Annotated in this window: 21 protein-coding genes, 1 tRNA gene and 1 pseudogene; 18 read left to right on the forward strand and 5 right to left on the reverse strand. The window is 32.8% G+C overall.

The window, feature by feature from the left end; all coding sequences use genetic code 11:
- Positions 1-205 precede the first annotated feature (205 nt).
- From P8V03_RS11575 to P8V03_RS11595, 5 genes are all read left to right on the forward strand, one after another.
- Positions 206-1414, forward strand: a complete 1209-nt coding sequence (locus P8V03_RS11575; RefSeq protein WP_318798230.1) for a Tm-1-like ATP-binding domain-containing protein — start codon at positions 206-208, stop codon at positions 1412-1414.
- Positions 1415-1444: 30 nt separating this feature from the next.
- Positions 1445-2275, forward strand: coding sequence for a phosphoenolpyruvate hydrolase family protein (locus P8V03_RS11580; protein ID WP_261671718.1), 831 nt, complete (start codon positions 1445-1447; stop codon positions 2273-2275).
- Between the two features lie 371 nt (positions 2276-2646).
- The gene (locus P8V03_RS11585; RefSeq protein WP_318798231.1) at positions 2647-5400 is read left to right on the forward strand and encodes a hybrid sensor histidine kinase/response regulator; all 2754 of its coding nucleotides are present in this window, start codon (positions 2647-2649) and stop codon (positions 5398-5400) included.
- A 1-nt stretch (position 5401) separates the two neighbouring features.
- Positions 5402-5767: a response regulator gene (locus P8V03_RS11590; protein WP_318798232.1), complete on the forward strand. Its 366-nt coding sequence runs from the start codon at positions 5402-5404 to the stop codon at positions 5765-5767.
- A 54-nt stretch (positions 5768-5821) separates the two neighbouring features.
- Positions 5822-6604, forward strand: coding sequence for a sensor histidine kinase (locus tag P8V03_RS11595; RefSeq protein WP_318798233.1), 783 nt, complete (start codon positions 5822-5824; stop codon positions 6602-6604).
- Between the two features lie 79 nt (positions 6605-6683).
- Here the strand turns inward: P8V03_RS11595 and P8V03_RS11600 are convergent, their stop codons facing one another.
- The gene (locus P8V03_RS11600; protein ID WP_261671715.1) at positions 6684-6977 is read right to left on the reverse strand and encodes a hypothetical protein; all 294 of its coding nucleotides are present in this window, start codon (positions 6975-6977) and stop codon (positions 6684-6686) included.
- A gap of 205 nt (positions 6978-7182) precedes the next feature.
- Here P8V03_RS11600 and P8V03_RS11605 point away from each other — a divergent pair, with 205 nt between their 5' ends.
- A complete protein-coding gene (locus P8V03_RS11605) occupies positions 7183-7788 on the forward strand; it encodes an FMN-dependent NADH-azoreductase (protein WP_261671714.1) in 606 nt (201 codons plus the stop codon).
- Positions 7789-7905: 117 nt separating this feature from the next.
- Here the strand turns inward: P8V03_RS11605 and P8V03_RS11610 are convergent, their stop codons facing one another.
- The gene (locus P8V03_RS11610) at positions 7906-9579 is read right to left on the reverse strand and encodes a methyl-accepting chemotaxis protein (RefSeq protein WP_318798234.1); all 1674 of its coding nucleotides are present in this window, start codon (positions 9577-9579) and stop codon (positions 7906-7908) included.
- Between the two features lie 343 nt (positions 9580-9922).
- On the opposite strand from P8V03_RS11610, the gene P8V03_RS11615 reads away from it, so the two are divergent.
- Positions 9923-11317, forward strand: a complete 1395-nt coding sequence (locus P8V03_RS11615) for an amino acid permease (protein ID WP_318798235.1) — start codon at positions 9923-9925, stop codon at positions 11315-11317.
- Between the two features lie 287 nt (positions 11318-11604).
- Entirely contained in the window at positions 11605-11856 is a 252-nt protein-coding gene (locus P8V03_RS11620; protein ID WP_318798236.1) for a hypothetical protein, read from the forward strand.
- A 73-nt stretch (positions 11857-11929) separates the two neighbouring features.
- Here P8V03_RS11620 and P8V03_RS11625 read toward each other — a convergent pair whose 3' ends face one another.
- Positions 11930-12328, reverse strand: a complete 399-nt coding sequence (locus P8V03_RS11625) for a (deoxy)nucleoside triphosphate pyrophosphohydrolase (RefSeq protein WP_318798237.1) — start codon at positions 12326-12328, stop codon at positions 11930-11932.
- A gap of 282 nt (positions 12329-12610) precedes the next feature.
- Here P8V03_RS11625 and P8V03_RS11630 point away from each other — a divergent pair, with 282 nt between their 5' ends.
- The 4 genes from P8V03_RS11630 (at position 12611) to P8V03_RS11645 (ending at position 17256) form a co-directional block, all read left to right on the forward strand.
- Positions 12611-13483, forward strand: a complete 873-nt coding sequence (locus P8V03_RS11630) for a sulfite exporter TauE/SafE family protein (RefSeq protein WP_261671709.1) — start codon at positions 12611-12613, stop codon at positions 13481-13483.
- A gap of 232 nt (positions 13484-13715) precedes the next feature.
- Entirely contained in the window at positions 13716-14639 is a 924-nt protein-coding gene (locus P8V03_RS11635) for an ABC transporter ATP-binding protein (protein WP_318798238.1), read from the forward strand.
- 2 nt (positions 14640-14641) lie between these two features.
- The gene (locus P8V03_RS11640; RefSeq protein ID WP_318798239.1) at positions 14642-15436 is read left to right on the forward strand and encodes an ABC transporter permease subunit; all 795 of its coding nucleotides are present in this window, start codon (positions 14642-14644) and stop codon (positions 15434-15436) included.
- Positions 15437-15543: 107 nt separating this feature from the next.
- Positions 15544-17256: a cell wall-binding repeat-containing protein gene (locus P8V03_RS11645; RefSeq protein ID WP_318798240.1), complete on the forward strand. Its 1713-nt coding sequence runs from the start codon at positions 15544-15546 to the stop codon at positions 17254-17256.
- 150 nt (positions 17257-17406) lie between these two features.
- Here the strand turns inward: P8V03_RS11645 and P8V03_RS11650 are convergent, their stop codons facing one another.
- Positions 17407-18285, reverse strand: a complete 879-nt coding sequence (locus P8V03_RS11650; protein ID WP_318798241.1) for a YitT family protein — start codon at positions 18283-18285, stop codon at positions 17407-17409.
- Between the two features lie 394 nt (positions 18286-18679).
- Here P8V03_RS11650 and P8V03_RS11655 point away from each other — a divergent pair, with 394 nt between their 5' ends.
- The 5 genes from P8V03_RS11655 (at position 18680) to P8V03_RS11675 (ending at position 22931) form a co-directional block, all read left to right on the forward strand.
- Positions 18680-19321, forward strand: coding sequence for a hypothetical protein (locus P8V03_RS11655; RefSeq protein ID WP_261671704.1), 642 nt, complete (start codon positions 18680-18682; stop codon positions 19319-19321).
- Positions 19322-19422: 101 nt separating this feature from the next.
- A complete protein-coding gene (locus tag P8V03_RS11660) occupies positions 19423-20601 on the forward strand; it encodes a sensor histidine kinase (protein WP_318798242.1) in 1179 nt (392 codons plus the stop codon).
- Positions 20602-20643: 42 nt separating this feature from the next.
- Positions 20644-21330 (forward strand): response regulator transcription factor, encoded by a 687-nt coding sequence (locus P8V03_RS11665; protein WP_261671702.1) that lies wholly within the window; start codon positions 20644-20646, stop codon positions 21328-21330.
- A gap of 141 nt (positions 21331-21471) precedes the next feature.
- Positions 21472-22350 carry a YitT family protein gene (locus P8V03_RS11670; RefSeq protein ID WP_318798243.1) on the forward strand — a complete coding sequence of 293 codons (879 nt, stop codon included), beginning with the start codon at positions 21472-21474 and terminating at the stop codon, positions 22348-22350.
- Between the two features lie 383 nt (positions 22351-22733).
- Positions 22734-22931 (forward strand): cold-shock protein, encoded by a 198-nt coding sequence (locus P8V03_RS11675; protein ID WP_261671699.1) that lies wholly within the window; start codon positions 22734-22736, stop codon positions 22929-22931.
- 101 nt (positions 22932-23032) lie between these two features.
- Here the strand turns inward: P8V03_RS11675 and P8V03_RS11680 are convergent.
- Positions 23033-24006: pseudogene (locus tag P8V03_RS11680) on the reverse strand (NAD(P)/FAD-dependent oxidoreductase).
- A 361-nt stretch (positions 24007-24367) separates the two neighbouring features.
- On the opposite strand from P8V03_RS11680, the gene P8V03_RS11685 reads away from it, so the two are divergent.
- Positions 24368-24443: transfer RNA gene (locus P8V03_RS11685), tRNA-Met, on the forward strand.
- The last annotated feature ends 397 nt before the right edge of the window (positions 24444-24840 follow it).

The raw sequence follows: 24840 nt of genomic DNA on the forward strand, positions 1-24840 counted from the left end.
AAACACAAAAACACAGAACATAATAACGTTTACATTGAACATTAAAGGCAGTATGATTAATTTACAGTTAATCATGCTGCTTTTGTTCATTTTTAAAGAGATTAGTTTTGTAGTTATAAAGGCTCTAAATATTACTAAATAACTTTAATATGCTTACTAATATTTTCATAAATATTAAAATAGAGGTTTTGGGGAGGGGTATTAATTGAAGACAGTTGCAATTGCAGGAACATTTGATACAAAGGGAACTGAGTACTTATACGTAAAGGAATTAATTGAAAGTCAGGGATTAGGCACTTTTACCATTCACACAGGAGTATTTGAACCTATATTTAAACCAGATATAACAAACAAAGAGGTGGCAGAGGCTGCAGGCACAAATATTGAAGAGCTTGCTGCTAAAAAGGACAGAGCTTTAGCAACTGAAATGTTATCAAAGGGTATGGAAAAATTGGTACCTAAATTATACAAAGAGGGTAAATTTCATGCAATAATCTCCTTTGGAGGCACCGGTGGAACTTCTCTGGTAACACCAGCTATGAGAGCATTGCCTATAGGCGTGCCAAAGGTTATGGTTTCAACAGTTGCTTCAGGAAATACTGAACCCTATGTAGGTACCAGTGATATCATGATGATACCTTCTGTAGTGGACGTTGCAGGTCTTAACTCAATTTCAACAAAGATTTTTACAAATGCTGTATTTGCAATTACAGGTATGCTTAAGTTCGAAAACACAAAGGTTGTAGATAAAAAGCCATTAGTTGCTGCAACTATGTTTGGTGTGACAACACCTTGTATAACAGCTGCAAGAGAATATCTTGAAAAGAGAGGTTATGAAGTTCTTGTATTCCATGCTACAGGTATTGGAGGACGTTCAATGGAAGCACTTATTGATGGAGGTTTCATTGAAGGAGTATTAGACCTTACAACCACAGAATGGGCAGATGAAATTATCGGTGGTGTTTTAAATGGAGGACCTCATCGTTTAGAGGCAGCAGGTAAGAATCATATACCACAGGTTGTATCAGTAGGTGCCCTTGATATGTGTAATTTTGGACCTTATGATACAGTACCGGAGAACTTTAAGGGACGTAACCTATATAAACATAATCCTACAGTAACTCTTATGAGAACAAATAAAGAGGAAAACCAAGCTATTGGTAAAAAGCTAGTGGAAAAGTTAAATCTAGCTAAAGAGAAAACCGCTTTATTTATACCGCTAAAGGGAGTATCTGGTATTGATGTTGAAGGTCAGCCGTTCTATGGTCCAGAGGAAGATAAAATACTATTTGATACACTAAGAAATGGCGTAAACAAAAATATTGTAGAAATAGTGGAGATGGACTGCGCTATTAATGATGTGGAGTTTGCTGAAGCTGCAGCACAAAAATTAATAGACATGATGAAAAAATAGAAAATCAATAAATTATAGGAGGGTTTATTTATGAATACAATGACAAGAAGCGAAATTATGGCAAAGTTTAAAGAGCAGGTTAAAAATGGGCAAACACTGTTAGGTGTAGGGGCAGGTACTGGTATTACAGCTAAATTCAGTGAAGCAGGCGGAGCAGATATGCTTATAGTTTATAATTCAGGCAGATATAGAATGGCAGGAAGAGGCTCTCTTGCAGGTCTATTATCCTATGGTGATGCCAATCAGATTGTAGTTGAAATGGGATCAGAAGTACTTCCAATTGTTAAAGATACTCCAGTGCTTGCTGGCGTTTGCGGAACTGACCCATTTAGGGTAATGGATATTTTCCTAAAACAATTAAAAGAACAGGGCTTTGCAGGAGTGCAAAACTTCCCAACAGTAGGCTTAATCGATGGTGTGTTTAGACAAAATCTAGAAGAGACTGGCATGGGATATGGATTAGAAGTTGAAATGATAAGAAAAGCACATGAATTAGATATGCTTACAACACCTTATGTATTCGACCCTGACCAAGCAAGAGCAATGGCAGAGGCCGGTGCTGACATATTAGTTGCTCACATGGGACTTACTACAAAGGGTACAATAGGAGCGCAAACAGCACTTACATTAGATGATTGTGTAGAAAAAATTGAAGCTATTATTAAGGCAGGCAGAGAAGTTAATCCTGATATTATGGTAATCTGCCATGGCGGACCTATTGCAGAACCAGAAGATGCTGCTTATGTAATAGAGAGAACAGAAGGAATTGATGGTTTCTTCGGTGCTTCAAGTATTGAAAGATTTGCAGCAGAAAAAGGCATAAAATCACAAACAGAAGCCTTTAAAGCAATAAGAAAATAGTTTAAAGTAGGGATTCACCACATTGTTTTTGAATTTATTTAAGTAATACTTAATCTATTCTAAAGCCTGTGGGGAATCCTATTTTTATTTGCATAACTTTTTGCCACTAGAAAGTATTAATTTATCATGAATATACAAAGCATCTGAATAATTAATCTTTTGTATTTACAGAACATTTCTGTAATATGAAAGATTAAATTTTTTGTTGTTAGTATGATTTGAATTGGTAGACAATTATACAAATTTTTCACTTATAATGTGATAGAATGTAAGAAAAGTAAGCACAAGAACATTAAAGTAACGGATAAATGTAAAATTATATTATAATTTGATACTGTACAAAAGATAAGTCTTAGATAGGTGGTTTGAATATGAATAGAAAACAAAGTTCCATAAGATTTAGAATCAGTATATCCTTTGTAGTGCTTATGATAAGTACTCTTATCATTATTGGCACTATTATATTTTCTAATTGGAAAACATCTTCTAGGAGCCTCATAGAACAAATGGAGAATGAAGCCGGTAAAGATATACTGGGGGAGATAGATAACCTTATCAATGTTCCACTGTATATTAATAAAGTAAACCATAATTTGTTACAAAATCAAATTATAGATATACAGGATAAAGAAAAAAGAGATACCTTCTTTGCAGGAGTAATAAAATCAAGCAGCGAAGAGATTTATAGTTTTAGCTACGGTATGGAGAATGGCCAGTATTATGGAGCTCGAAAGAACAAAAATAATGATATAGAAATATATAGGAGCAATGGGGAAACAAAGGGTCACTCTTATTACTACTCTGTTACAAAAGACTTAACTGAGGGAGAATTTGTACAAGACTTTGGTGAGTTTGATCCTCGTACAAGAGATTGGTATAAAATTGCAAAGGAAAAGGGTAAGCCGATATTTTCTCCTCTCTACAAGCATTTTGTAAAGGAGGATCTTGTGCTTTCTGCTGCCTATCCTATTTATGATAAAGAGGGTATTCTTATGGGAGTACTAGGCACACATGTTACCCTTTCCACACTAAATAAGTTCCTAAAAGAGATTACCAGTAATCAGGTAGAGGCTGCTTGTATTATTGAAAAAAATTCTGGTGAACTGGTAGCCAATTCTCTAGAGGAATCTAACTTTTCAACTTCTGATGATGGTAAAGTTAAAAGGAGAACAATTAAAGAAATTGAAAATAAATCTATTATAGAGGCTTATGAACTCTATAAAAAATCTTCAAATGATAACTTTGTTATAAATAGATTAAATGATAAGATTCACATAAAAGTATCGGAATATAAAAGAGAAGGATTAGACTGGTTAATTATAACAGCTATTCCTGAGAGTTTCTTTACATACCCTATTAATAAAAACATCCGTATTTCATTAGTTCTATCTATAGTTGCTCTTCTTTTTTCCTTAGTAATTTACATGAAAAACACAGAGACTTTTCTAAAGCCTATTAATCATCTAATTGACGCTTCAGAAAAGTTTTCTAAGGGAGACCTACTGCAAAGGGCGAAGATTTTTAAAAATGATGAAATTGGCAAGCTTTCAACTGCATTTAATGCCATGGCAGAAGAATTACACTTACATATAAATAATCTTGAAGAAAAGGTTAAGGGGAGAACTGCAGAGCTAGAGAAAGCAAACACTGAATTAAAATATGCAAAAATAGAAGCAGAAAAGGCTAACAAGGCAAAAAGCCAGTTTATTGCCAACATAAGTCATGAGATTCGCACCCCGCTAAATGCTGTTATAGGTTTTAGTGAATTGCTGCAAAGTACAATAAAAGATGAAAAACATAAAAGTTATGTTGAAACTATAAATACTGCCGGGAACAATCTTCTTACTCTTATCAATGATATTCTTGACTTGTCTAAGATAGAAGCGGGGAAAATTGAGCTGCAGTATAAACCGGCAAAGCTTAAGAATGTTTTTAAGGATATTGAAAATATATTTAGGCAGAAGCTTCAAGATAAAAATGTTGAATTTATAATAAATATTCAGAAGGGGTTTCCAGATAGTCTTTTGTTTGATGAAGTAAGAGTTCGTCAAATACTATTAAATCTAGTAGGTAATGCTGTAAAGTTCACTGATAAGGGCTATGTGAAACTCTCGTTAAAGGCCAGTGCTGCTGATGAAGATAGTAGTAGCTTGGATCTCCGCATTTCCGTCGAAGATACAGGTATTGGTATCCCTGAAAATGAAAGAGAAAGGATATTTGAAGCTTTTAGTCAAGTATCAGGACAAAGTATAAAAAAATATGGTGGTACAGGCCTAGGGCTTTCTATTACTAAAAAACTAACTGAAATGATGGAGGGAAAAATATTTATTGATAGCACCCTTGGCAGCGGAAGTGCTTTTCATGTGGAATTTTACAATGTTCAAGTAGCTGCCACAGAAGAGGTTCTGGAGGATACATATAGAGCTTGTTTTGAAAACTATAATTTTTCTAAGGAAAAGGTGCTTATTGTAGATGATATAGAAACCAACAGACTTTTGTTAAAGGAATTGCTCTCCAAAGTGGGAATTACAGTAATAATGGCGGAAAATGGATGTGAAGCATTAAAAGTTTGCAAGGAAGAGAAACCTACATTAATAATTATGGATTTGGTTATGCCAGTTATGGACGGTTTTGAAGCTTCTTCTAAGCTTAAGAAAACCCAAGAACTGAGAAATATTCCAATTATAGCTTTAAGTGCCTCTGCTGCACAGTGTATATCAGAGAATTGTAACTTCGATGATTATTTGATGAAGCCTGTTAAGGTTGAGCAGCTGATGAAGAAAATATCAAGGTATATCAATAACAGGGTGAAAAAAGAAACCTACGATTTTTCTAAGTCTAAGGTTGAAAACATAATAATACCTTCAATTGATGCTAAAATACTTACTGATTTAAGAAACAAGATTAGTCCGTTAATTGAAAAATTAGAAACATCTATGATTATAGGCAGTGTAAAAAATCTAGCTAGCATACTAAGTTCCTTTGGAAAGCAACACCATCTGCAGTTTTTATCTACAATAGGTGAAGAATTAATGATTAGTGCTGAGAGCTACAATATAATTAAGATAAAATTACAGTTAGAGCAAATTAAGAATTTAATTTTGGAGTATAGAGAGGTTGAATAATATGAGTAATGACTTAATTTTAATAGTAGATGACAATCCTAGCAATATACAAGTAGTAGCCACAATCATGGCGGAATATGGTTATGAACTGGGTATTGCAATGAATGCTAGTGAAGCCTATAGTTTTCTTGGAGAGAATACTCCAGAGCTTATTTTGTTAGATATTGATATGCCGGAAATTGATGGATATGAAGTGTGCAGTACCCTTAAAAAGGATTATAGGTATAAGGATATCCCTATAATATTTCTAACTGTAAAGGATGAAAAAGAGGATATTGTAAAAGCCTTTGATTTAGGGGCAGTAGATTATGTTACCAAACCTTTTAATAGAAAGGAACTGGTTTCCAGAGTAAGAACCCATCTTTAGCTAAAAAAGGCAAAGGATGAACTTCAAAGAAAGAATCGTGAACTTAAAAAGGCGATGAAAATAAAGGACGAGTTTTTATTACTAATGACTCATGAATTTAAGACACCACTAAATGTTATCTTGGCAGCACTGCAAACTATTGAGAATATATATGGGTATCAAGTAGGGGAGAAAGTAAAAAATTATTTAAAGAGTATAAAATTAAATTCCTTCAGACAACTAAGACTTGTGAATAATTTATTGGATATAACTAAAATTAATACGGAACATTTTAAAATGCATAAAAGAAATGTAGATATTATTTTTGTATCTCAGGCTATTGTAGAATCCGTTGATATATATGCTAAACAAAAGGGGGTAGAGTTAAAATTTTCATCGGAGGTTGACTATTTAGAAATGGCTATTGATGAAGAGAAGTATGAGCGTATACTTTTAAACCTCTTATCAAATGCAATCAAGTTTACCCCTGAAGGTAAAGCTATTTATGTAAATATTTCATACAAAAATAGAAAAGCAACAATAACAGTAAGGGATGAAGGTATAGGCATACCTAAAGAAAAACAGGAACTAATATTTGAGCGATTTGGACAGGTAGATAGTACTCTTTCCAGACAGGCAGAAGGTACAGGGGTAGGGTTGTCACTGGCAAAAAGCCTTATTACCGCAATGGGAGGTAAAATATCAGTTGACAGTGAGGAAAGAAAGGGAAGCCTATTTACAATTACCCTTCCTGTAACAAAATTAAGGGCTAAGGACTCTTCCCGTGACATGTCGCTAATGCAAGACCATAGGATAATACAGGCTGTACAAATTGAGTTTTCTGATATTTATTTTTAAGGGTAAAGTTTCACGAAAAAATAATATAATGTATTTTCCCTCAAACTTAGCTTTGAGGGAAATTTCTTTTATGTGCATTTTACAGAGAGGCCAGAAATGTTTCGTATGTGTCATCAAATAAGTCGTATGGATAGGGATTTCCACCATTTGTACTTTTGCATTGATTGTCGCTATATTCTTGACCAACTGCGAAAAGGTCACCAACGGTGATAGGATGTCCAACTTCGCAAGCTATTTTACAAAAGGCATCCATAGGGTCATCTGCTGAACGGGTTGCAAGAAGCCTTTCTCTAAGTAAAGGATCTCTTCTAGCATCAGAATAGAGTTGTTCTAATTCAATAGTTATTTTATTCATGATTACATCTCCTCGCACTTTAAATTAATAATATTATTATAGCACCATTGGAAAATTTAAGCTAATAGATGATAACACATTGCTTATGCGTAATTTATCATTTTGAAAATTTTGGAAATAAAAGAGACAATTATGTAACTACAGGTGACTAATTCAATTGAATAAATAACTTAAATATGTAACACCCTAATATAGAATAAAATTAAAATGGAGGTAAAATTAAATGGCTAAGGTGTTATATATTAAAGCAAATGCAAAACCAGAAGGTCAGTCTAGAACATTTAAGATATCTGATAGTTTTATTGAGTCGTACAAGCAGAGCCATCCAGAGGATGAAATTATTACTTTAGATTTATACAAAGAAGGAATAGGGCTACTATCAGCAGAGGATATAAACACTGTCTTTGGTCCTAAAACTGAAGAAAGTAAAAAGCATCCTATTCTTAGGTATGCATATCAATTTGCTGAAGTTGATAAATATGTAGTTGCAGAGCCAATGTGGAACTTGAGCATACCAGCCATATTAAAGGCATACGTGGACTATATCTGTGTTACTGGAATTACATTTAAGTATACTGCAGAAGGTCCTGTAGGTTTATGTAAGAATAAAAAGGCTATTAATATTACAGCAAGAGGTGGCCAATATTCATCAGAGCCAAATTCATCCTTTGAAATGGGAGATAGATATTTAAGAACTATTTTCGGATTCTTAGGAATTACAGATTTCAATACCATATCTGCAGAGGAATTAGATGTAGTAGGCAATGATGTTGATGCTATTGTAGGAAATGCAATTAAAAAGGCTGAGGAAGCAGCTAAGAACTTTTAATTATAAATAAATATTAAAAGCACATTAAGTAATATCATAAGTATTTCTTAATGTGCTTAAGTAATCATTTATAATCTTATAAGTAAAGCTTAGTAAAAATGGTGCCCAATAGAAAGACTAGCTTTCTATACAAATATCTGCCATAATTACTCCAGCTATGTTTCCATTTGGATCTTTGAAAGGCTTGGAAATTGTAATGCAATAATTAAAAGTTGTATTAGAAATATAAGCTTCAGTATGATATTCTTTTCCCTCTAAGGCTATTTTAAAATAAGGTCTGTATGTAAAATCATTGCCTATATTAGTATCAACACTTGCAGATATCATTATGCCCTCTCTATTAATTGTTGATATCAGCTCAAATTGTGGGTAGAATTTTACTTTTTCCCTAAAGAAGTTTGTAGCATTTTCAATAGTTATATTTTGGTTATTCATATCTTCATTAAAGGTTCTAAGTATTTTTAATCCTTCGTTTATCAAAGCCTTTTCACTTTCACCAACGGTAGTATTTTTAATAAAGGAATTTAACGTTTTGTCAATATCATCAGCGGTAGTGTTCATTTTTTCAACAAGTCTGCTCATTTCCTGCATTGAGCCAAGCTGTTCTTCACAGGCAGCAGAAACTTCCTCAGTAAATGCCCCAGCCTCCTGTGTTGAAGAGGATATTTCTTCAACTAGTTTAGTTACAGTGGAGGTTATTTCCATAGAGTTTACTGATAGTTCATTAATTTGTTTTATTGCATCAAAGGTAGATTGTGTTGACTCCACAATTTTAGAAAAAGATTCCTTTGATTCATCTGCAAATTTTATATCTTTTTCTATTTCCTTTACTTGATTGTTTGTTTCTGATGTTATATTTTCGATTGTTAATGTAATATTTTCAATTAATTTTTTTATTTCCCCAGCGGAGTCGGAAGACTGTTCTGCAAGCTTTCTAACTTCATCTGCTACAACAGAGAAGCCCTTTCCCTGTTCTCCTGCACGAGCTGCCTCAATTGCTGCATTAAGAGCAAGTAAATTAGTTCGCTCGCTAATCTCAGTTACAACATTGGTAATGTTTTTTATTTTATCTGCTTCTATTTGAAGTTGATAGATCTTTGATGCAAGCTTTGTTGTAATATCTCCAGTATTTTTTATATTGCCGATTAAATCACCGAAAAGCTGGCTATTTGCCTTTACGATTTCTATCATTTCACCTGCAACTATTTTTGTTTTTTCTGCTTGTTCCATAATTATGTTGTTATTTTCAGCCATCCTTTTCACATTATCGTCTGATAACATAGCAGCATGGGACTGTTGATTTGTTCCTTCAGCAATGGCTTGTACAGAATTTGCTATTTCATTTGAAGCTCTTTCTGTACTTTCTGAGTTGTCCTTGATTGTCAGTGCAAGCCCCCTATTTTTATCAGATATTTCACCAACTTGGCACAGTACCTTTTTTGTATTATTTATAACTTTATTAATATCTGCAGCAATTGCTTTTAAAATACCTTGTTCCTTTACTCTAATTGAAAGTTGTCCATCTGCTATAAATGAAAGTTTTTCTTTAAATACAATAATATTCGTGAACACATTATTAATGTATATTGATAAAATTATCATTGCTAGAACAGTACAGGCTATAGTTGTGCCTAGGATCACTAATATAATATTAGAACTAAATAATGGGGACACTTCACTACTAGCAGAGTTCTTATACAATAGGTTTATTGCTAAAGAACTAGCTGTACCAGATACTAACAATACGACAAAAAATATAGTGGTAAGTGATAGTATTATTTTGTTTTTCATTTCAGTAATTTCACTCCTTATTATAATGCAATACTCTGGTGATATACCAGTTTATTAGGTTTTATATTCTATAGTCTTTAAAATTGGTAGCATAAAACCTATTACTAATATAACACAAATTAGTAATATAATTAATAGTCTACGTAAAATTTTAAAAAATCTATACCTAGAATAAAAAAGACAGAATCTACATATTGATATATATAAAGGAGTAAACAATTAAAAGCAAAGAAAGAATATTTAAAAAAGTGATATAAGATAAATCAATCGAATAATTATTGACAATATTCGGAGAATAAAATAAACTAATAGTGAAAGATATTAAATAAAAGGGGGAATTAAAATGAGCAATGAGTTCCAAACTCAAAATGGCGAAGGCCTTGAACGTGGTCTTGAAGAAAGACACATTAAAATGATGGCGATAGGAGGAGCTATTGGAGTTGGTCTATTCTTGGGATCAGCAACAGCTATACAGGCAGCAGGTCCAGCTATATTATTTACATATGCTGTTGCAGGAGTAATGATATTTTTCATCATGCGTTCCCTTGGTGAAATGGCCGTTGAACATCCGGTTGCAGGTTCTTTCAGTGCATATGCGAACGATTATGTAAGTCCTCTTGCAGGGTATCTGACGGGATGGACTTACTGGATAATGTGGGTTGTAACTTGTATGGCAGAAGTTACAGCAGTAGGTATTTATATGACCTTCTGGTTCCCTAACTTACCTCAGTGGATATCAGCACTAGTTGCCGTTTGTTTACTTACTATTGTAAACTTAACTGCAGCATCAGCCTTCGGAGAAATCGAATTTTGGTTTGCACTTATAAAAGTTGCTACAATAGTTATTATGATAGTAATTGGTTTAGCTATGATAATGTTCGGTTTAGGAAATAATGGAGTACCAATTGGTATTTCAAAGTTGACCGCTCACGGTGGTTTCTTCCCTAAAGGAATCATGGGACCTATATCAACCTTGACTATGGTTTCCTTTGCTTTCGTAGGAGTTGAGCTTATTGGTGTTACAGCTGGAGAAGCAAAAAACCCTGAAAAGGTAATACCAACAGCTATAAACAGCGTTTTCATAAGAATAATGATATTCTATATCGGTGCATTGTTTGTTATAATGTCACTTTATGCTTGGGACAGCATAGGAACAAAAGGAAGTCCATTCGTTCTTACATTCTCTAAACTTGGTATAGCAGCAGCAGCAGGTATCATAAACTTTGTTGTACTTACAGCAGCATCATCATCATGTAACTCAGGTATATTCACAACAGGTCGTATGCTTTATAATCTTTCACTTCAAGGACAAGCGCCTAAGGTTTTTGGAAAGCTTAATAAAAATAACATTCCTCAAAACGCAATACTTACTTCAGTAGGATTTATGTTAATCGGAGTTATACTAAACTATGTTGCACCTGGTAAAGCATTCACTTATGTTACAAGCGTGGGAACTTTTGCAGGAATATTTGCATGGTTCATGATTGTTTACACTCAAATTAAATTCAGAAAGAGTCTTACACCTGAACAGGTTAGCAAGTTAAGATTTAAAACAGTACTTTATCCAGCTTCAGGCATCATCACTATGATATTCCTAGTTGGCGTATTTGTTTCTATGCTTTTAGGTGCAGATACTAGAATTCCAGCTATAGTTGGAGTTGTATGGATGATAGTTTTACTTGCTGCTTGGTATGGAACTGGATTAAGTAAAAAGAAAGCTGCTAAACAGCTTAGTTAAAATTTTTAGTAATATGCCACATGCTTATGCATAAGTATAAAATTTACAAGAAAAAACAGATGAGTTAACTGCATTTAATAATATGATAAATTAAAAAAGAGGCTATCTTAAAATGAAGTTGGAATCATTCTAAGATAGCCTTATAATAATTTTCAGCATAAGATTTTTGGGAATTTTGCTCTGTAATATCAGAGTATCAGCCGTATTATGTATGGCAGAAAGATTTAACAAACTAAAGGTTAAAAGTAACTTGATTTTACTAGAACTTTACGAGAGGATGTGCAAAGGTGATATATCTTGTAACTATTGGAAGTAAAATAGAAAAAGTAAATACTGATGAAGAGAATTTAAATAATCACTTAAAGGAACCTGATTCTGGAGAGGATGTTGGACTTTATAGAGAAGTTGAATTTTTAGATAAATTAGGGCAAGATGAAAGATTTCAGTATTCAATTAATAACATGCCTACTGAAAGAGTAATTAGTCTATTAAAGGAAAAATGCTATAATCTCATAGATGAATTTAATTTAGGATTATAAGGTTAGTATCTTTGGAACTTCAATAAAATAAATATTTATACAGTGAATCTACAGGGGAGGTATAGTATTTTAGCTATACCTTCTCTGATGCCAATTGTAAAACTGCAGGAATATCTGCTGGAGCCCATTTTAAGGAAGGCAGGTTCTCTCTCTTTAACCATATAAGCTTAGAATGCTCACTGGCAGTAGGAGTGCCTGAAATTAATTTGCACTTCACAGTAATTAAATTCACTGTAAAGGTATCGTATTCATGAGTGTTATCATTAAATATATTAGAATACTGAACTTTACATCCTAACTCTTCCTTTATCTCTCTTTCTATAGCTTGTTTTAAATTTTCATCTTTTTCAACTTTTCCCCCAGGGAATTCCCACATATTTGGAATGGACATCTTTGGAGAACGAAGAGCACATAGTATCTCATTGTTTTCGTTTTCTATAACAGCTCCAACTACTTTTATCAGTTTTTTCATTGTAGTAACACCTCTCTTCTAGATAAGTTTACCATAAGTGTACATATTAATGCAATTTGAACAGGCTTTGCCCACCTGCAAGTCTTGATAAGATTAGGCAATTACAGCAGATGAGGATCTTTGGTTACCAGAAATTTAAATAGGAAAGTAAAATAACATTTTTGAATAAAAATTATTTTATAATTCAATTTACAGAATTAAACTGACAATTCCCTTGAAATGTTATATAATGTATGAAAAGGACAAGTATTACTATATGGATATTAGTAAGGAGATTTTAGTATGATCATTAAAATTATCTTAGGAATCCTTTCAATTTTCACCATGGTTTTTGCGTTTATTTTTTTCCAGGATTACATGAAGGCAAAAAAAGAAGGAAGACTTGAGAAGGGCGGCAATTGGTTAGTTTATGGAACAGTAGGTTTGGTAGCAAATTTCTTTGACGCCTTGGGAATTGGAAGCTTCGCCCCTACCACTGCGGTTTATAAAGTGTTAAAGCTTGTGGATGACAGAATAATCCCAGGTACTTTGAATGTTGCAAACTGTGTTCCGGTGGTAACACAGGCACTTATATTCGTCACTGTTATTAAAGTTGATATAACTACGTTGGTTACTATGATTATAGCAGCTACTGCAGGCTCCTATTTTGGTGCTGGAATAGTTGCCAAGCTCCCGAAGAAAAAGGTTCAGATTGGAATGGGAACAGCCCTTGTGATTGTTGCATTTGTAATGCTGGCAGGATTGCTAAATATTATGCCTGTAGGAGGAGCAGCAACAGAACTTACAGGAGTTAAGCTGATAATAGGATTGATAGGTAACTTTATTCTTGGAGCTTTAATGTGCATAGGAATAGGAAATTATGCACCATGTATGGCTTTGGTTTTTGCTTTGGGAATGTCCCCTAAGGTAGCCTTTCCTATAATGATGGGTTCCTGTGCATTCCTTGAACCTGTAGCGGCTATAAAGTTTGTTAGAGAAGGAGCATATCATAGAAAGGTATCCTTGGCTACAAATATTTTTGGTATTGTAGGAGTTCTAATCGCTGCCTATATTGTTAAAGAACTGCCCCTCACCATGTTAAAATGGGTGGTAGTGTTTGTAATTCTATCTACCTCAGCTATGATGTTCAGATCAGCAATGAAAAGTAAAATTTAATTTTAATGGGTAAACTGTACCCTGTAGGGTTGATACAGAAAAAAGGCTGCATCACCCTACAGGGTACTTTTAGTTTCTTACCAGTTAACTTTTTCAACCAAAATCAACTAGCAATCCATTGACGGTAAATACCCAAAGTAATAACATATTGTTAGAGGTGAATGATATGAAAGAAGAAGATATATATAAATTATTAATAAAACGCTTAGAGCAAAATTTGAGAGGTAAGTAAATGAATGCAATAAATATGAAAGATATTAAGAAATCCTATGATGGACAGATTAATGTATTAAATGATATAAATCTCAGTATACCTAAAGGTGAGATATTTGGCTTTCTTGGACCTAATGGCTCTGGAAAGACTACTACTGTTAGAATTTTCAATGGGATTCTTTTGCCAACCTCTGGATATGCTGAAATCTTAGGAAAACCTTTGAAGAAAAACAATATTGAGCTTCACAGACTTTGTGGAGTTATGACGGAAAGTGCATCCTGCTACGAAAATCTTACTGCTGAGCAAAATTTGATATTCTTTGGAAAGATGCATGGCATGGAAGAAGAACTTTTAAAAAAACGCAGGAATTTCTTATTGGAAAAGCTGGAATTGTCAGAGGTAAGGGATAAGAAGGTAAAGACTTTCAGTACAGGAATGAGAAAGAGAATTTCTTTAGCTATTTCTCTCATACACAGTCCACAGGTTTTATTTCTTGACGAACCTACTTCTGGCCTGGACCCAGAAAATGCACTTAATGTTACAAGACTTATAAAAGAACTTGCAGAGGAAAATGAAGTTACAATTTTTCTTTGTACTCATCAATTAAAGTATGCGGAAGATATATGTACACTGTATGGTTTTATAAATAAAGGCAATATATTAGGTGTAGGTACTTTTGATGAGCTTGCTTCAAAGAAAAATGCTAAGATTGAATTAAAAATTAGAGGAAAAAATATTCCGGAGAAGCTTGGCTTTATTTATGAAGGTAATAATTTATATAGCAAGCCTATTTTAGGGGATAAAGAGGTAACTGCTCTTATTGAAAATATAGTAGTAAATGGTGGAGAAATCTATGAAGTGTCACAACAAAAATGGTCCTTGGAACAATTGTACTTTAAGTATATAAAAGGTACAGCTGATAATACAATATTGGAGGATTGAATATGAATAGTAGTGAAAGGGCATTGATTGATAAAGATATACATGAAATAACAAATTCAAAGCAAGTTATTCTACCGATGACTATTGTACCGATTATTCTTACTGTAATTATACCTTTGGCGATGGTGATAGGTGCTAATTATATTGGATATGATGATAATGTGCTTAGGGATCTTGGACCAATTATAAAAAAACTACCATCTGAATATATGGCATATAGTCCTTCTCAACTGTTTATAAAAGTTGCTATAAACTATATGTTTCCATCATACTTTCTTATAATTCCAGTAATGTGCTCAGCAACCATTGGAGCCAGCAGCTTTGTAGGGGAAAGGGAGCATAAAACGATGGAGACACTACTTTATACACCAATATCCATGGAAGAACTGCTAAGGGCAAAGATTTTAGGTGTTTTTATACCTGCATATATTATAACATTACTTTCCTTTGTTGCTTTTGGTATTATAGTAAATATAGGCGGTTTTATCTATTTTGGAAGACTTATCTTTCCAGATATAAAATGGCTGATTATTATACTTTGGATTTCACCAGCAATTAACTTGTTTTCTTTGATTTTTACTGTAATGGTATCAGCAAAATCAAAAACCTTTCAAGATGCTCAACAGGTAAGTTCTCTTCTTGTTATTCCTATAATTCTCACATTAGTAGGTCAGATGACAGGTGTACTTACTATTAGTAATCTTGTTATGGTTATAGTAGGTGCTGCTTTATTCATAGCTGATTATATATTGATAAGGTGGATTTCCTCTAAATTTATTCCTGAGAAATTGATTTAAATAAAAGTTACTTATCCTCCTAGTTAATTTATTTTAGAGTAAATTAATGGAACTATTTCCAAATAGATATTATAATTGATATATGAGTTATAGATAGGAGGATAAGTATGAAGAAAAGATTGTTAATGTCTATTTCTACTGCAATTGTGTCTTGTCTAATATTTTTCACATCAAATGTTGTTAAAGCAGCAACATTACAAGATAGGTTATGGGGAAATGACAGGTATGAGACTAATTCTAAAATTGTAAGCTCCGGTTGGACATCATCCCAATATGCTGTAATAGCAAGTGGAGAAGGTTTTGCAGATGCATTATGTGCTGCTCCTTTGGCCAAGCAGTATAAAGCACCTATACTTTTAACTAGTAAGAATGCCTTAGGTATAGAGAGCAAAGACCAATTATTAAAACTGAAGGTAGAAAAAGTATTTATTATTGGTGGAACTGGAGTTGTATCTGATAACGTAAAAGCTGAATTAGAAAACATGGGGATTGAAACCACTAGAATATATGGACAAGATAGATTTGAAACAGCTATAGAAGTAGCTATAGAAGTAGCTAAAAATTTAGAAAATACAACTGGAGTAGTAGTAACCAATGGCTATGGATTCGCAGATTCATTATCTATTGCTCCAATTGCAGCACAAAAGGGAATGCCCATACTTCTTACTGACAAAGATGATTTGCCCATAGTAACCAAAAACTTTTTAGCAAATAAAACTTTTATGGAAAACTATATAATTGGCGGCACAGGAGTAGTAGGAACTAAGATTGATTCATATTTAAATAATTCTGTAAGACTTGGAGGCTTAAGCCGATATGAAACCAATTCAGCAGTACTAGATTATTTTGCGGATAAGTTTAACTATGATAAAGTCTATGTTGCGTCAGGAGAAAATTATCCAGATGCACTATCCGGAAGTGTATTAGCCTCTTCCAGCAACTCACCTTTAATTCTAGTTGGTAACTCCGTTGACTCTTCAGTAATGGAGTCCATAAAAGCCCAACATAACAAATATAATAATGTAATAATTTTAGGTGGCACTGCAGTAGTTTCAGATGCATCAGTAAATAGTATTGTAACTGGAGTTGGTTCCAGCTTTGAAGTATCTGAAACAATGGAAAGAATAAAAAAGACAGGCAAACTTGTACTTGGAACCAGTGCAGACTATCCACCATATGAGTTTCATAAGTCGATAAATGGAAAGGATCAGATTGTTGGTTTTGATATAGAGATTGCAAAAGAAGTTGCAAAAGACTTAGGTGTTCAATTGGAAATAGTAGATATGCAATTTGATAGACTGCTGGCTGCGCTAGATCAGGGAAAAGTGGATTTAGTTATATCAGGAATAAGTCCAACAGTAGAAAGACAAAAACATGTAGATTTTTCTGATATTTATTACGAAGAGATTCAAAACATAATAGTACGAACTGCAGATAAGAACAAGTTTAGGTCAGCTACTGATTTCAATGGTAAAATTCTAGGAGTTCAAAAGGGAAGTATTGAAGAATCTATAGTTAAGGAAAAAATTACACTAACTGAACCTATGGCATTTACAACAATATCAGACTTAGTTTTGGCATTAAAGAATCACAAAGTAGATGGGGTAGTTCTTAGAACACCAATTGCTAAAGCATATGTGGATAGTGATATAGTTATATCTGATATAAAACTTAGTACTGACTATACAGGTTCTGCAGCAGCAATGAAAAAGGGAAGTGAAGATTTAGTAAAAGAAGTTAACAGGACTTTAGATAGACTAAAGGATAGTAATAGTATAGATAAATTTGTAATAGATGCTAGCAATTCAATAACTTATTAGCAGTGGCCCAGTGGTATCATGTGAGTAAGACGGTTAGCAGCATTCAAAGAATAATAGATAGATTTGATATGATAATATAGGTTAAATAAAATAAAGGTAGACTTGTCCGGGGGCAAGTCTACCTTTATTTAAAAGTTTATTATATACAATTTAGAATCGTTTTTCAAAGTTTCCGATAACCCCTAAGTCATCATTGAAAATCATAAATGCATCAGAATCAATCTCATGAACAATCTTTTTTAATCTTTTTACTTCATACTTTGAAATAACTGTCATTAAAATATAGGTTTTTTCATTAGTATAACAGCCGCTTCCGATCCAGCCAGTTACACCTCGATTTAATTGGTGCATTATGGAATCAGGAATGCCTTCTTTTTTTGTAAAGATTAGAGCACTGGTTTTTATGTTTTGATCGTGTACCTTATCCATTACAAAAGTTGATATGGCAGTTAAAATAATGGAATATATAGAGGTTTCTAAATTGAACATGATGGCACAGCCACTAAATACAAAAAAGCTTATTAACAAAGTTATTTTTCCAACACTAAAATCAGGATACTTTTTTGCACAGTATATACCTAAAATATCTACTCCGCCTCCAGAACTTCCAAGTCTCAAAGTAATTCCTACAGCGTAGCCCATAATTACTCCACCAACAACACAAGCAGCCAAAGTGTCTTTAATGATTGGAGTTTTTGGTATAGGTATAAAAGATAGAAAGATGGATTGGCAAGTAACTGTAATAATTGTTTTTACAAAAAAGTCACGGTTCAACTCTTTATAAGCCAATATAAGAAGAGGAACGTTAAGTAAAAAGAAAATAGTTCCTGTGATATCAAAGTTTTCAGGAAAAGTTATGTGAAGATAATTGATTAGTATTGCTCGAACAAGTTGTCCTATTCCTGTAAAACCTCCATTATATAAGTTTAATGGAACAATAACTATATTTAAAGCAGCAGCAAAAAAAAGAGCTCCACCAACTGCACCAATATACTTATAAAAGATTTCTTTGTTTAACATAGCTTTCATATTACAACCTCCATTTCACTGATAGATAAAAGTTTCATAAAATAAATATTTATGAATGAACTTTTGAGATGACTAGTTAAGTTGAAAAATAAACCGAACTTAGAACATCAATTGATAATTTTACCAAAGTATCGAAGGTTTGTCCACCAGAACTATAGTAAGTTCTCCCTTATCAAAAGCAACAGCTTCTACTTAGGAAGAAAACTATATAGCAGAATTTAATTAGAGGAAAAAGTCATAGAGATTTATACTTTCATTTTAAGTTTATTTTATAATTCTTTATAAAATTTTTAAAATTACTTTAAAGGATTTTTAACCTCTGTCTTTATAATGAACTCATAGGAAGCAAGGACACCAAATAATATCCTTGCAAAAATATTAGGAGGTCATATTAATGAACAAGATTAAACTTTTATATGATGTATTTAAAACTATGAAGGAAAAAGAAGCCTTTGATGTAAACATTAAAATTGATGCAGCAAAGGGTGAAGAGAAAGTATTGTCCTTGTCTAAAGAATTTATTACTAACACAACTACCGGGGAATCTAAGGCTAAAATAAACAGTGAATTTAACTGCGATGGAAAGAAAGTAAAACATGAAAGCAATACAGAATTTAACATGCAGGATTGTAAACATCACAAATTAAACCATCATATGGGTCATCACGGTAGGGGATGTTGTGGACATGGAGGTATAAAGGCAAAACTTTCAAAAATTACTTTTATACTTAATGTACTAGAAAATCTTAAAGCTGAAGAAAAGGATGGAATATCTATATTATCTCTCAACTTAAAGGATATAATCAATGAAATTAAGGATCAGCACAAAGATTTAGCTGAGCATCATAAAAACCTCCATGTTAAAGAGATGGGAGATCATCATAAGCACTGTGAGTTCATTAAAGCATTACTATGTTCTGAAAATAGTAATGCTGAGTTAAATATATACATTAATAAAAATAATGAAGTTGAAAAAATAGAAGTTAGTGCTAAAGGTGAAAATAGTTTAAATGCTTTAGTAAACTTTAGTTGGTAAATATGCATGGGTGTAAGCTTAAATTTTGCACCCATTATTTTATTTTAAGTGGGAGTATATTGTGGTAATATTATTGTAATTAAATTTTAAAGGTGATATATATGAGTATTTTTAAGAAGAATAAAAGTGAGTTTAACAAAGAGTGGTATAAAAAGCACCATGAATGGCATGAACTGCATCATAAAAATCATGAACATTTACATCAAACTCATAAGATACGCAGAAAGCATAGAAATGAATTTAAATTATGCCATAGATACTTGATATGGCTTCGTCCGATGGCTTTTTTTATTAATATATTTATAATTTACCTAATCTTTAAGGTAGTAGGAATTAAGTCTATAACCATTTTCTTTGCAGCAATATTTACTGCCAAGGAGATTGCACATCTTTATATATACTGGCGCTTAGAGAAAAGAATTATAAAGCCTATCGAAAGCTTAAAAACTGGAGTAGGGCAAATTGCTAAGGGAAACTACCAGATTAGAATTAAAAAAGAAGTTTATAATGAAATTGGCATTTTAATAGATGAATTTAATGAAATGGTGGAAAAATTAGAGCAAGGGGAAAAGTTAAAAAAAGAATATGAGGAAAATAGAAAGACTCTTATAGCGAATATATCACATGATTTAAAAACCCCAATTACCTCAATAAATGGATATGTTGAAGCTATATTAGATGGAGTCGCCGATTCTCCTGATACAATAAATAGGTATCTTAAAACAATTCATAGTAATATAGATTATATAAATAGACTTATTGATGATTTATTTTTATTTTCAAAACTTGATATGCAAAAGGTAGATTTTAAATTTGAAAGAGTAAAGATAAAACCTTTTATGCAGGATATTGTGGAAGAGTTTACCTTTGTTTTAGGTGAAAAAAATATTAATTTTAGTTTTATTGATAGAATAGAAAAAGAATTAGAAGTTAACATAGACGGAAAAAGGATATATCAAACTATAAGAAATATTATAGGAAATGCTGTTAAGTACGGTCATGAAGAAAATTTAGCTATTTCTATTGAGTTAGAAGATGAGGCAGATCTTGTAAGGATTAATATCAGTGACAATGGTCCAGGTATAGCTGAGGATAAACTTCCCTTTGTATTTGATAGATTTTATCGTATAGATACAGAAAGAACAAAGGACTTAATGAGTACAGGACTTGGACTAGCAATTGCTAAGGAAATGGTAGAAGCCCATGGTGGAAGAATTTCCGTTTGGAGCTCTTTGTCAAAGGGCAGCACTTTTCGAGTAGAGCTTCCTGTAGCGATTTAATGATAATGCAGAACTTAATGATATAAGGAAGGGGAGGTTTTTGTGAAACAAGTTTTGATAATTGAAGATGATAACAACATTGCAGCCTTAGAGAGAGATTATCTTCAGTTAAACGGATATAAGGTAGATATAGAGCAAGATGGGGCAGCAGGATTAAAAAAAGCTCTACTTGGCATCTATGATGTAGTTGTAGTAGACCTGATGCTGCCTGGTAAAGATGGATATGAGATAGTAAAAGAAATTAGGGATAAGTTTGAAATTCCTATTATAATTGTATCAGCTAAAAATGAAGATATAGACAAAATAAGAGGTTTAGGCTTTGGAGCAGATGATTATTTAACTAAACCCTTTAGCCCGGCAGAATTAGTTGCAAGGATAAAATCTCACATTATAAGATATGAACGTCTCTCAGGTAAAAAAGTAACTTTAGAGCTTATTAGCCATAAAGCCATGGAAATCCAAACAGATTCTCATAAAGTGTTTGTCAATGGTAAGGAAGTTTTATTGACAACAAAAGAATACGAATTATTGGTTTTTCTAGCTTCAAATCCTAATATAGTTTTTACAAAGGATCAAATATTTAACAGTATTTGGGGAGAAGGCTATTGTGGAGATACAGCTACTGTGGCAGTACATATACAAAAGCTTAGAAAAAAGATAGAAAAAGATTCTGGAAATCCTGACTATATTGAAACTATATGGGGGACAGGATATAGGTTTAATTCATAGTAAACTGTTAGAGTTTTAAAGGATGCTCCATGTTGCTCTTAATTTAAGACATTTAACATAAATTTAATATTTCCTATATGTTAACTTAAGATGTACTGTAATATACTAGTTAGATATGAAATGGTTATGGAAGGTGATAGAGTGAAAAAAATTGACTGCAAAAAACTCACATTGGACTTATTATTTTTAATAGCTGGATGCATACTTTGTGCATTTGCAACTACTTCAATTTTAAAAACAAATGGATTAATCACGGGAGGAATTACGGGCGTATCAATTATAATAGACAAGCTACTGCACGTAAAATATACCTACATTTACTATGCATTGTCAATATTAGTACTTACTATTGCATGGGTAACTCTTGGAAAAAGAGAAGGGCTAAAAATAATTACATTATCTTTACTGTTTCCTGTGATTCTAATTGTCTTTGATAGATTAAAGGTTTCTTCTATACAGGGTGACTTAATGTTAGCCTCAATTTACTATGGAATAATAAGTGGATTAGGTTGTGGGCTTATACTAAAAAGAGGATTTTCTTTTGGTGGAACTGATACTTTAGCGAAAATCCTTCATCATAAAATTTTTCCTTTTATCAGTATTAGTGAAATTTTGCTTGGCATAGATGCTGTAATAATTATATCTTCAGCTATTATTTATGGTATGAATATAGCCATGTATGCAGTTATTTCTGAGATAATATTTATGAAGGCAATAGATACGGTCCTTTTCGGATTTGGTTCTAAAAAGGTTCAAATAGAAATAATAAGTGATAAACATGAGGAGATAACAGATTATATACTACATAAAATAAAAAGAGGCGTCAGTACCTATCAGATTAGAGGCGGATATATGAATCAAACCCGAATTAAGTTGGTTACAATTTGCTCTCCACGTGAAAGCATGTTGATCAAGAGATTTATAGCTAACAAGGATGTAAACGCCTTTGTAAATGTTATTTCTGTTATATCTGTTTGGGGTAAGGGTGTTGGATTCGATAGTCTTATTGATGATGTTTAGCAAGCTTAGGCAGGCCTTTGTAAATCCCTTTTGTACTAAATAGTTTGAACAGTTAGTTCCCTCGGTCTCTTCGTCTGTAACTAATTGGAGCTATACCTAAAGAGGTAAGTTTTATCTCTTTAGGTATTAGCTGCTGGCTTTTAACGCAAGCAGCTAAAGTTCAAATTATATAGGGACTTGGAGCGCTAATAATAGAAATTCCATTATACTTTATAATGAAGAAAGGCAGCAAATCAGTACAAAATAACGAAACTTGTTAAAAAGACACACAACTTAGCACAGTTTAGAAAAAATTTTATAATAAATATAGCATCTTCAGGGAATTTTATTATTGAATTATTATCATGAGTTCAAAAATAATAAAATTTGGAGGTACGTATAATATGACTGGTACAGTAAAATGGTTTAATGGAGAAAAAGGATATGGATTTATTACAGGAGATGATGGAACTGATGTTTTTGCACATTTTTCTCAAATAAATTCAGAAGGTTACAAATCACTTCAAGAAGGTCAAAAGGTTTCCTATGATGTTACTAAGGGACCTAAGGGACCTCAAGCAGAAAATATTACTATTATTTAGTTAATGAGCATTTTGAAAAATCCTTTAAATAGGCATTCTATTTAAAGGATCTTTCAAATTGATTTAATGTAACAGCCCTTTGTTTATTTTATCAACAAAATTTAGTTATCAAATCTATCAGCCTTAAATAGTTTCATATCCTCACAATGCTCTCCCTTATACAATTTACTAAGCATCATTCCCCCAAGAATTGCAAATAAGATTCCATTAGCACCATAGCCTAGACAATACCACAGATTCTTATGGACAGGGTCCGGCCCAATAAAACCTAAGTTATCAGTGGTTGATGCAAAACAGCCGCAGTATCTATACTCTATTTCTATATTCTCAATCTCCTTAAACATAAATTTAAGCTTTTGCTCTAAAATACTATACTTTTCTTCAGCTAGTTTTTCATTATTTATATCAGGTATAAATTGAACATCTTCTCCACCTATAATAATTCTTCCGTCTTTAGTAGTCCTCATATAGGTGTAAGGGTCACCGTTATCGCGGATAAGGGACCTATCTTTCCAACCTTCAAAATTCTTAACAGGCTTAGTGGCTACGTTAAAGGAGGTACTTTTTGTTGCAAAGTTTCTATCTGTAAATAGAGAGGTATTATATCCAGTAGCGACTACTATTTTTTTTCCTCTAACCTTTTTACCATAAAGAGTTTCTACCTCTACAAAATCCTGTGAATAATTTACTTTAACAACTTCTGTATTTTCATATACTCTAAGACCTAGCTTGGTGGAAACATCTAAAAGTTGATGAGTATATTTATATGGATCTAGTTCTGCTCCGGCATTTTCACAAAGTATTCCAGCCTTTAAAGGGAAGCTATAAGGATTGTTTTCTTCCTTTATAAGCGTAACGTTAAAATTATTATCCTGTCTAAATTTGAATTCCTCTTCGATTTCCTTTGTATCAAGTTTTTTATCGGTATAAGGTAGTAGCTGCAGATAGCACCAGTGACTCCACCGCCTACTATGATAACCTCTGTGTTTATGTTATCTACAAGATATGGATATTGAATGGGAACGGTGTTTATATCAGTAAATAGGGGATTTCCTTGAATGAATTGAGATTCCATAATCAGCCTCCTAAAGAAATATTCTAGCATATATTTTCTTAATAAAGAGGCAATTATATTCACAGAAAACAGTATATTGAAAAGAAAACTTAATAAGGTAGGTTAATACAAAATTTTAAAATGAGGTGAGACTTTGGGGAGAATAGTTATCCCCAAGCTCATAAACAACTTTAAGATAAAATATTAACCAGCCAACTAAATCGGGTGTATCATTATGACCATTACTGAGTATACTAAAGGATGTTGGATTATTAATAGGGACATTTGCTCTGAGCATATACATAGTCTAATTTATATATACTAATACATGATAAGATATCACTTGTCGCTTCGAGAGGCGGCGAACAAGAATATATAATGACGCGGGGTGGAGCAGTTGGCAGCTCGTCGGGCTCATAACCCGAAGGTCGTAGGTTCAAGTCCTGCCCCCGCAACCAAAAGCTATCTAGAACATCACGTAATAATATACGATGAAGAATCTGGTAGAAAATTACTAATTGACGAGATGAACTAGACATGATAAGATGTAAATCCAATCGCAAAACAGCGATTGAATAATTAGTTAGCTGGTAATAAGTTACTGGTTGACGAGTTAGAACAATCATGTTAAAATGTAAATCCAGTTGCGATGAAGCAACAAAATAATTAGTTAACTGGTAACAAATTACTAGTTGACAGGCTGAAACAAAGATGATAAGGTATAAATCCAGTCGCAAATGAGCGACATGATCCTTGAAAATTAAACAGAGTAAGGTAAGTAAAACTTATCTATAATATAAACCAGCAATTCTTTAATGAATCTTCTCAATGAATTGAGAAGTAAGCGACTATTAC

It is taken from the genome of Clostridium tanneri, from assembly GCF_033659955.1.
Taxonomy (GTDB): Bacteria; Bacillota; Clostridia; order Clostridiales; family Clostridiaceae; genus Clostridium_AM; species Clostridium_AM tanneri.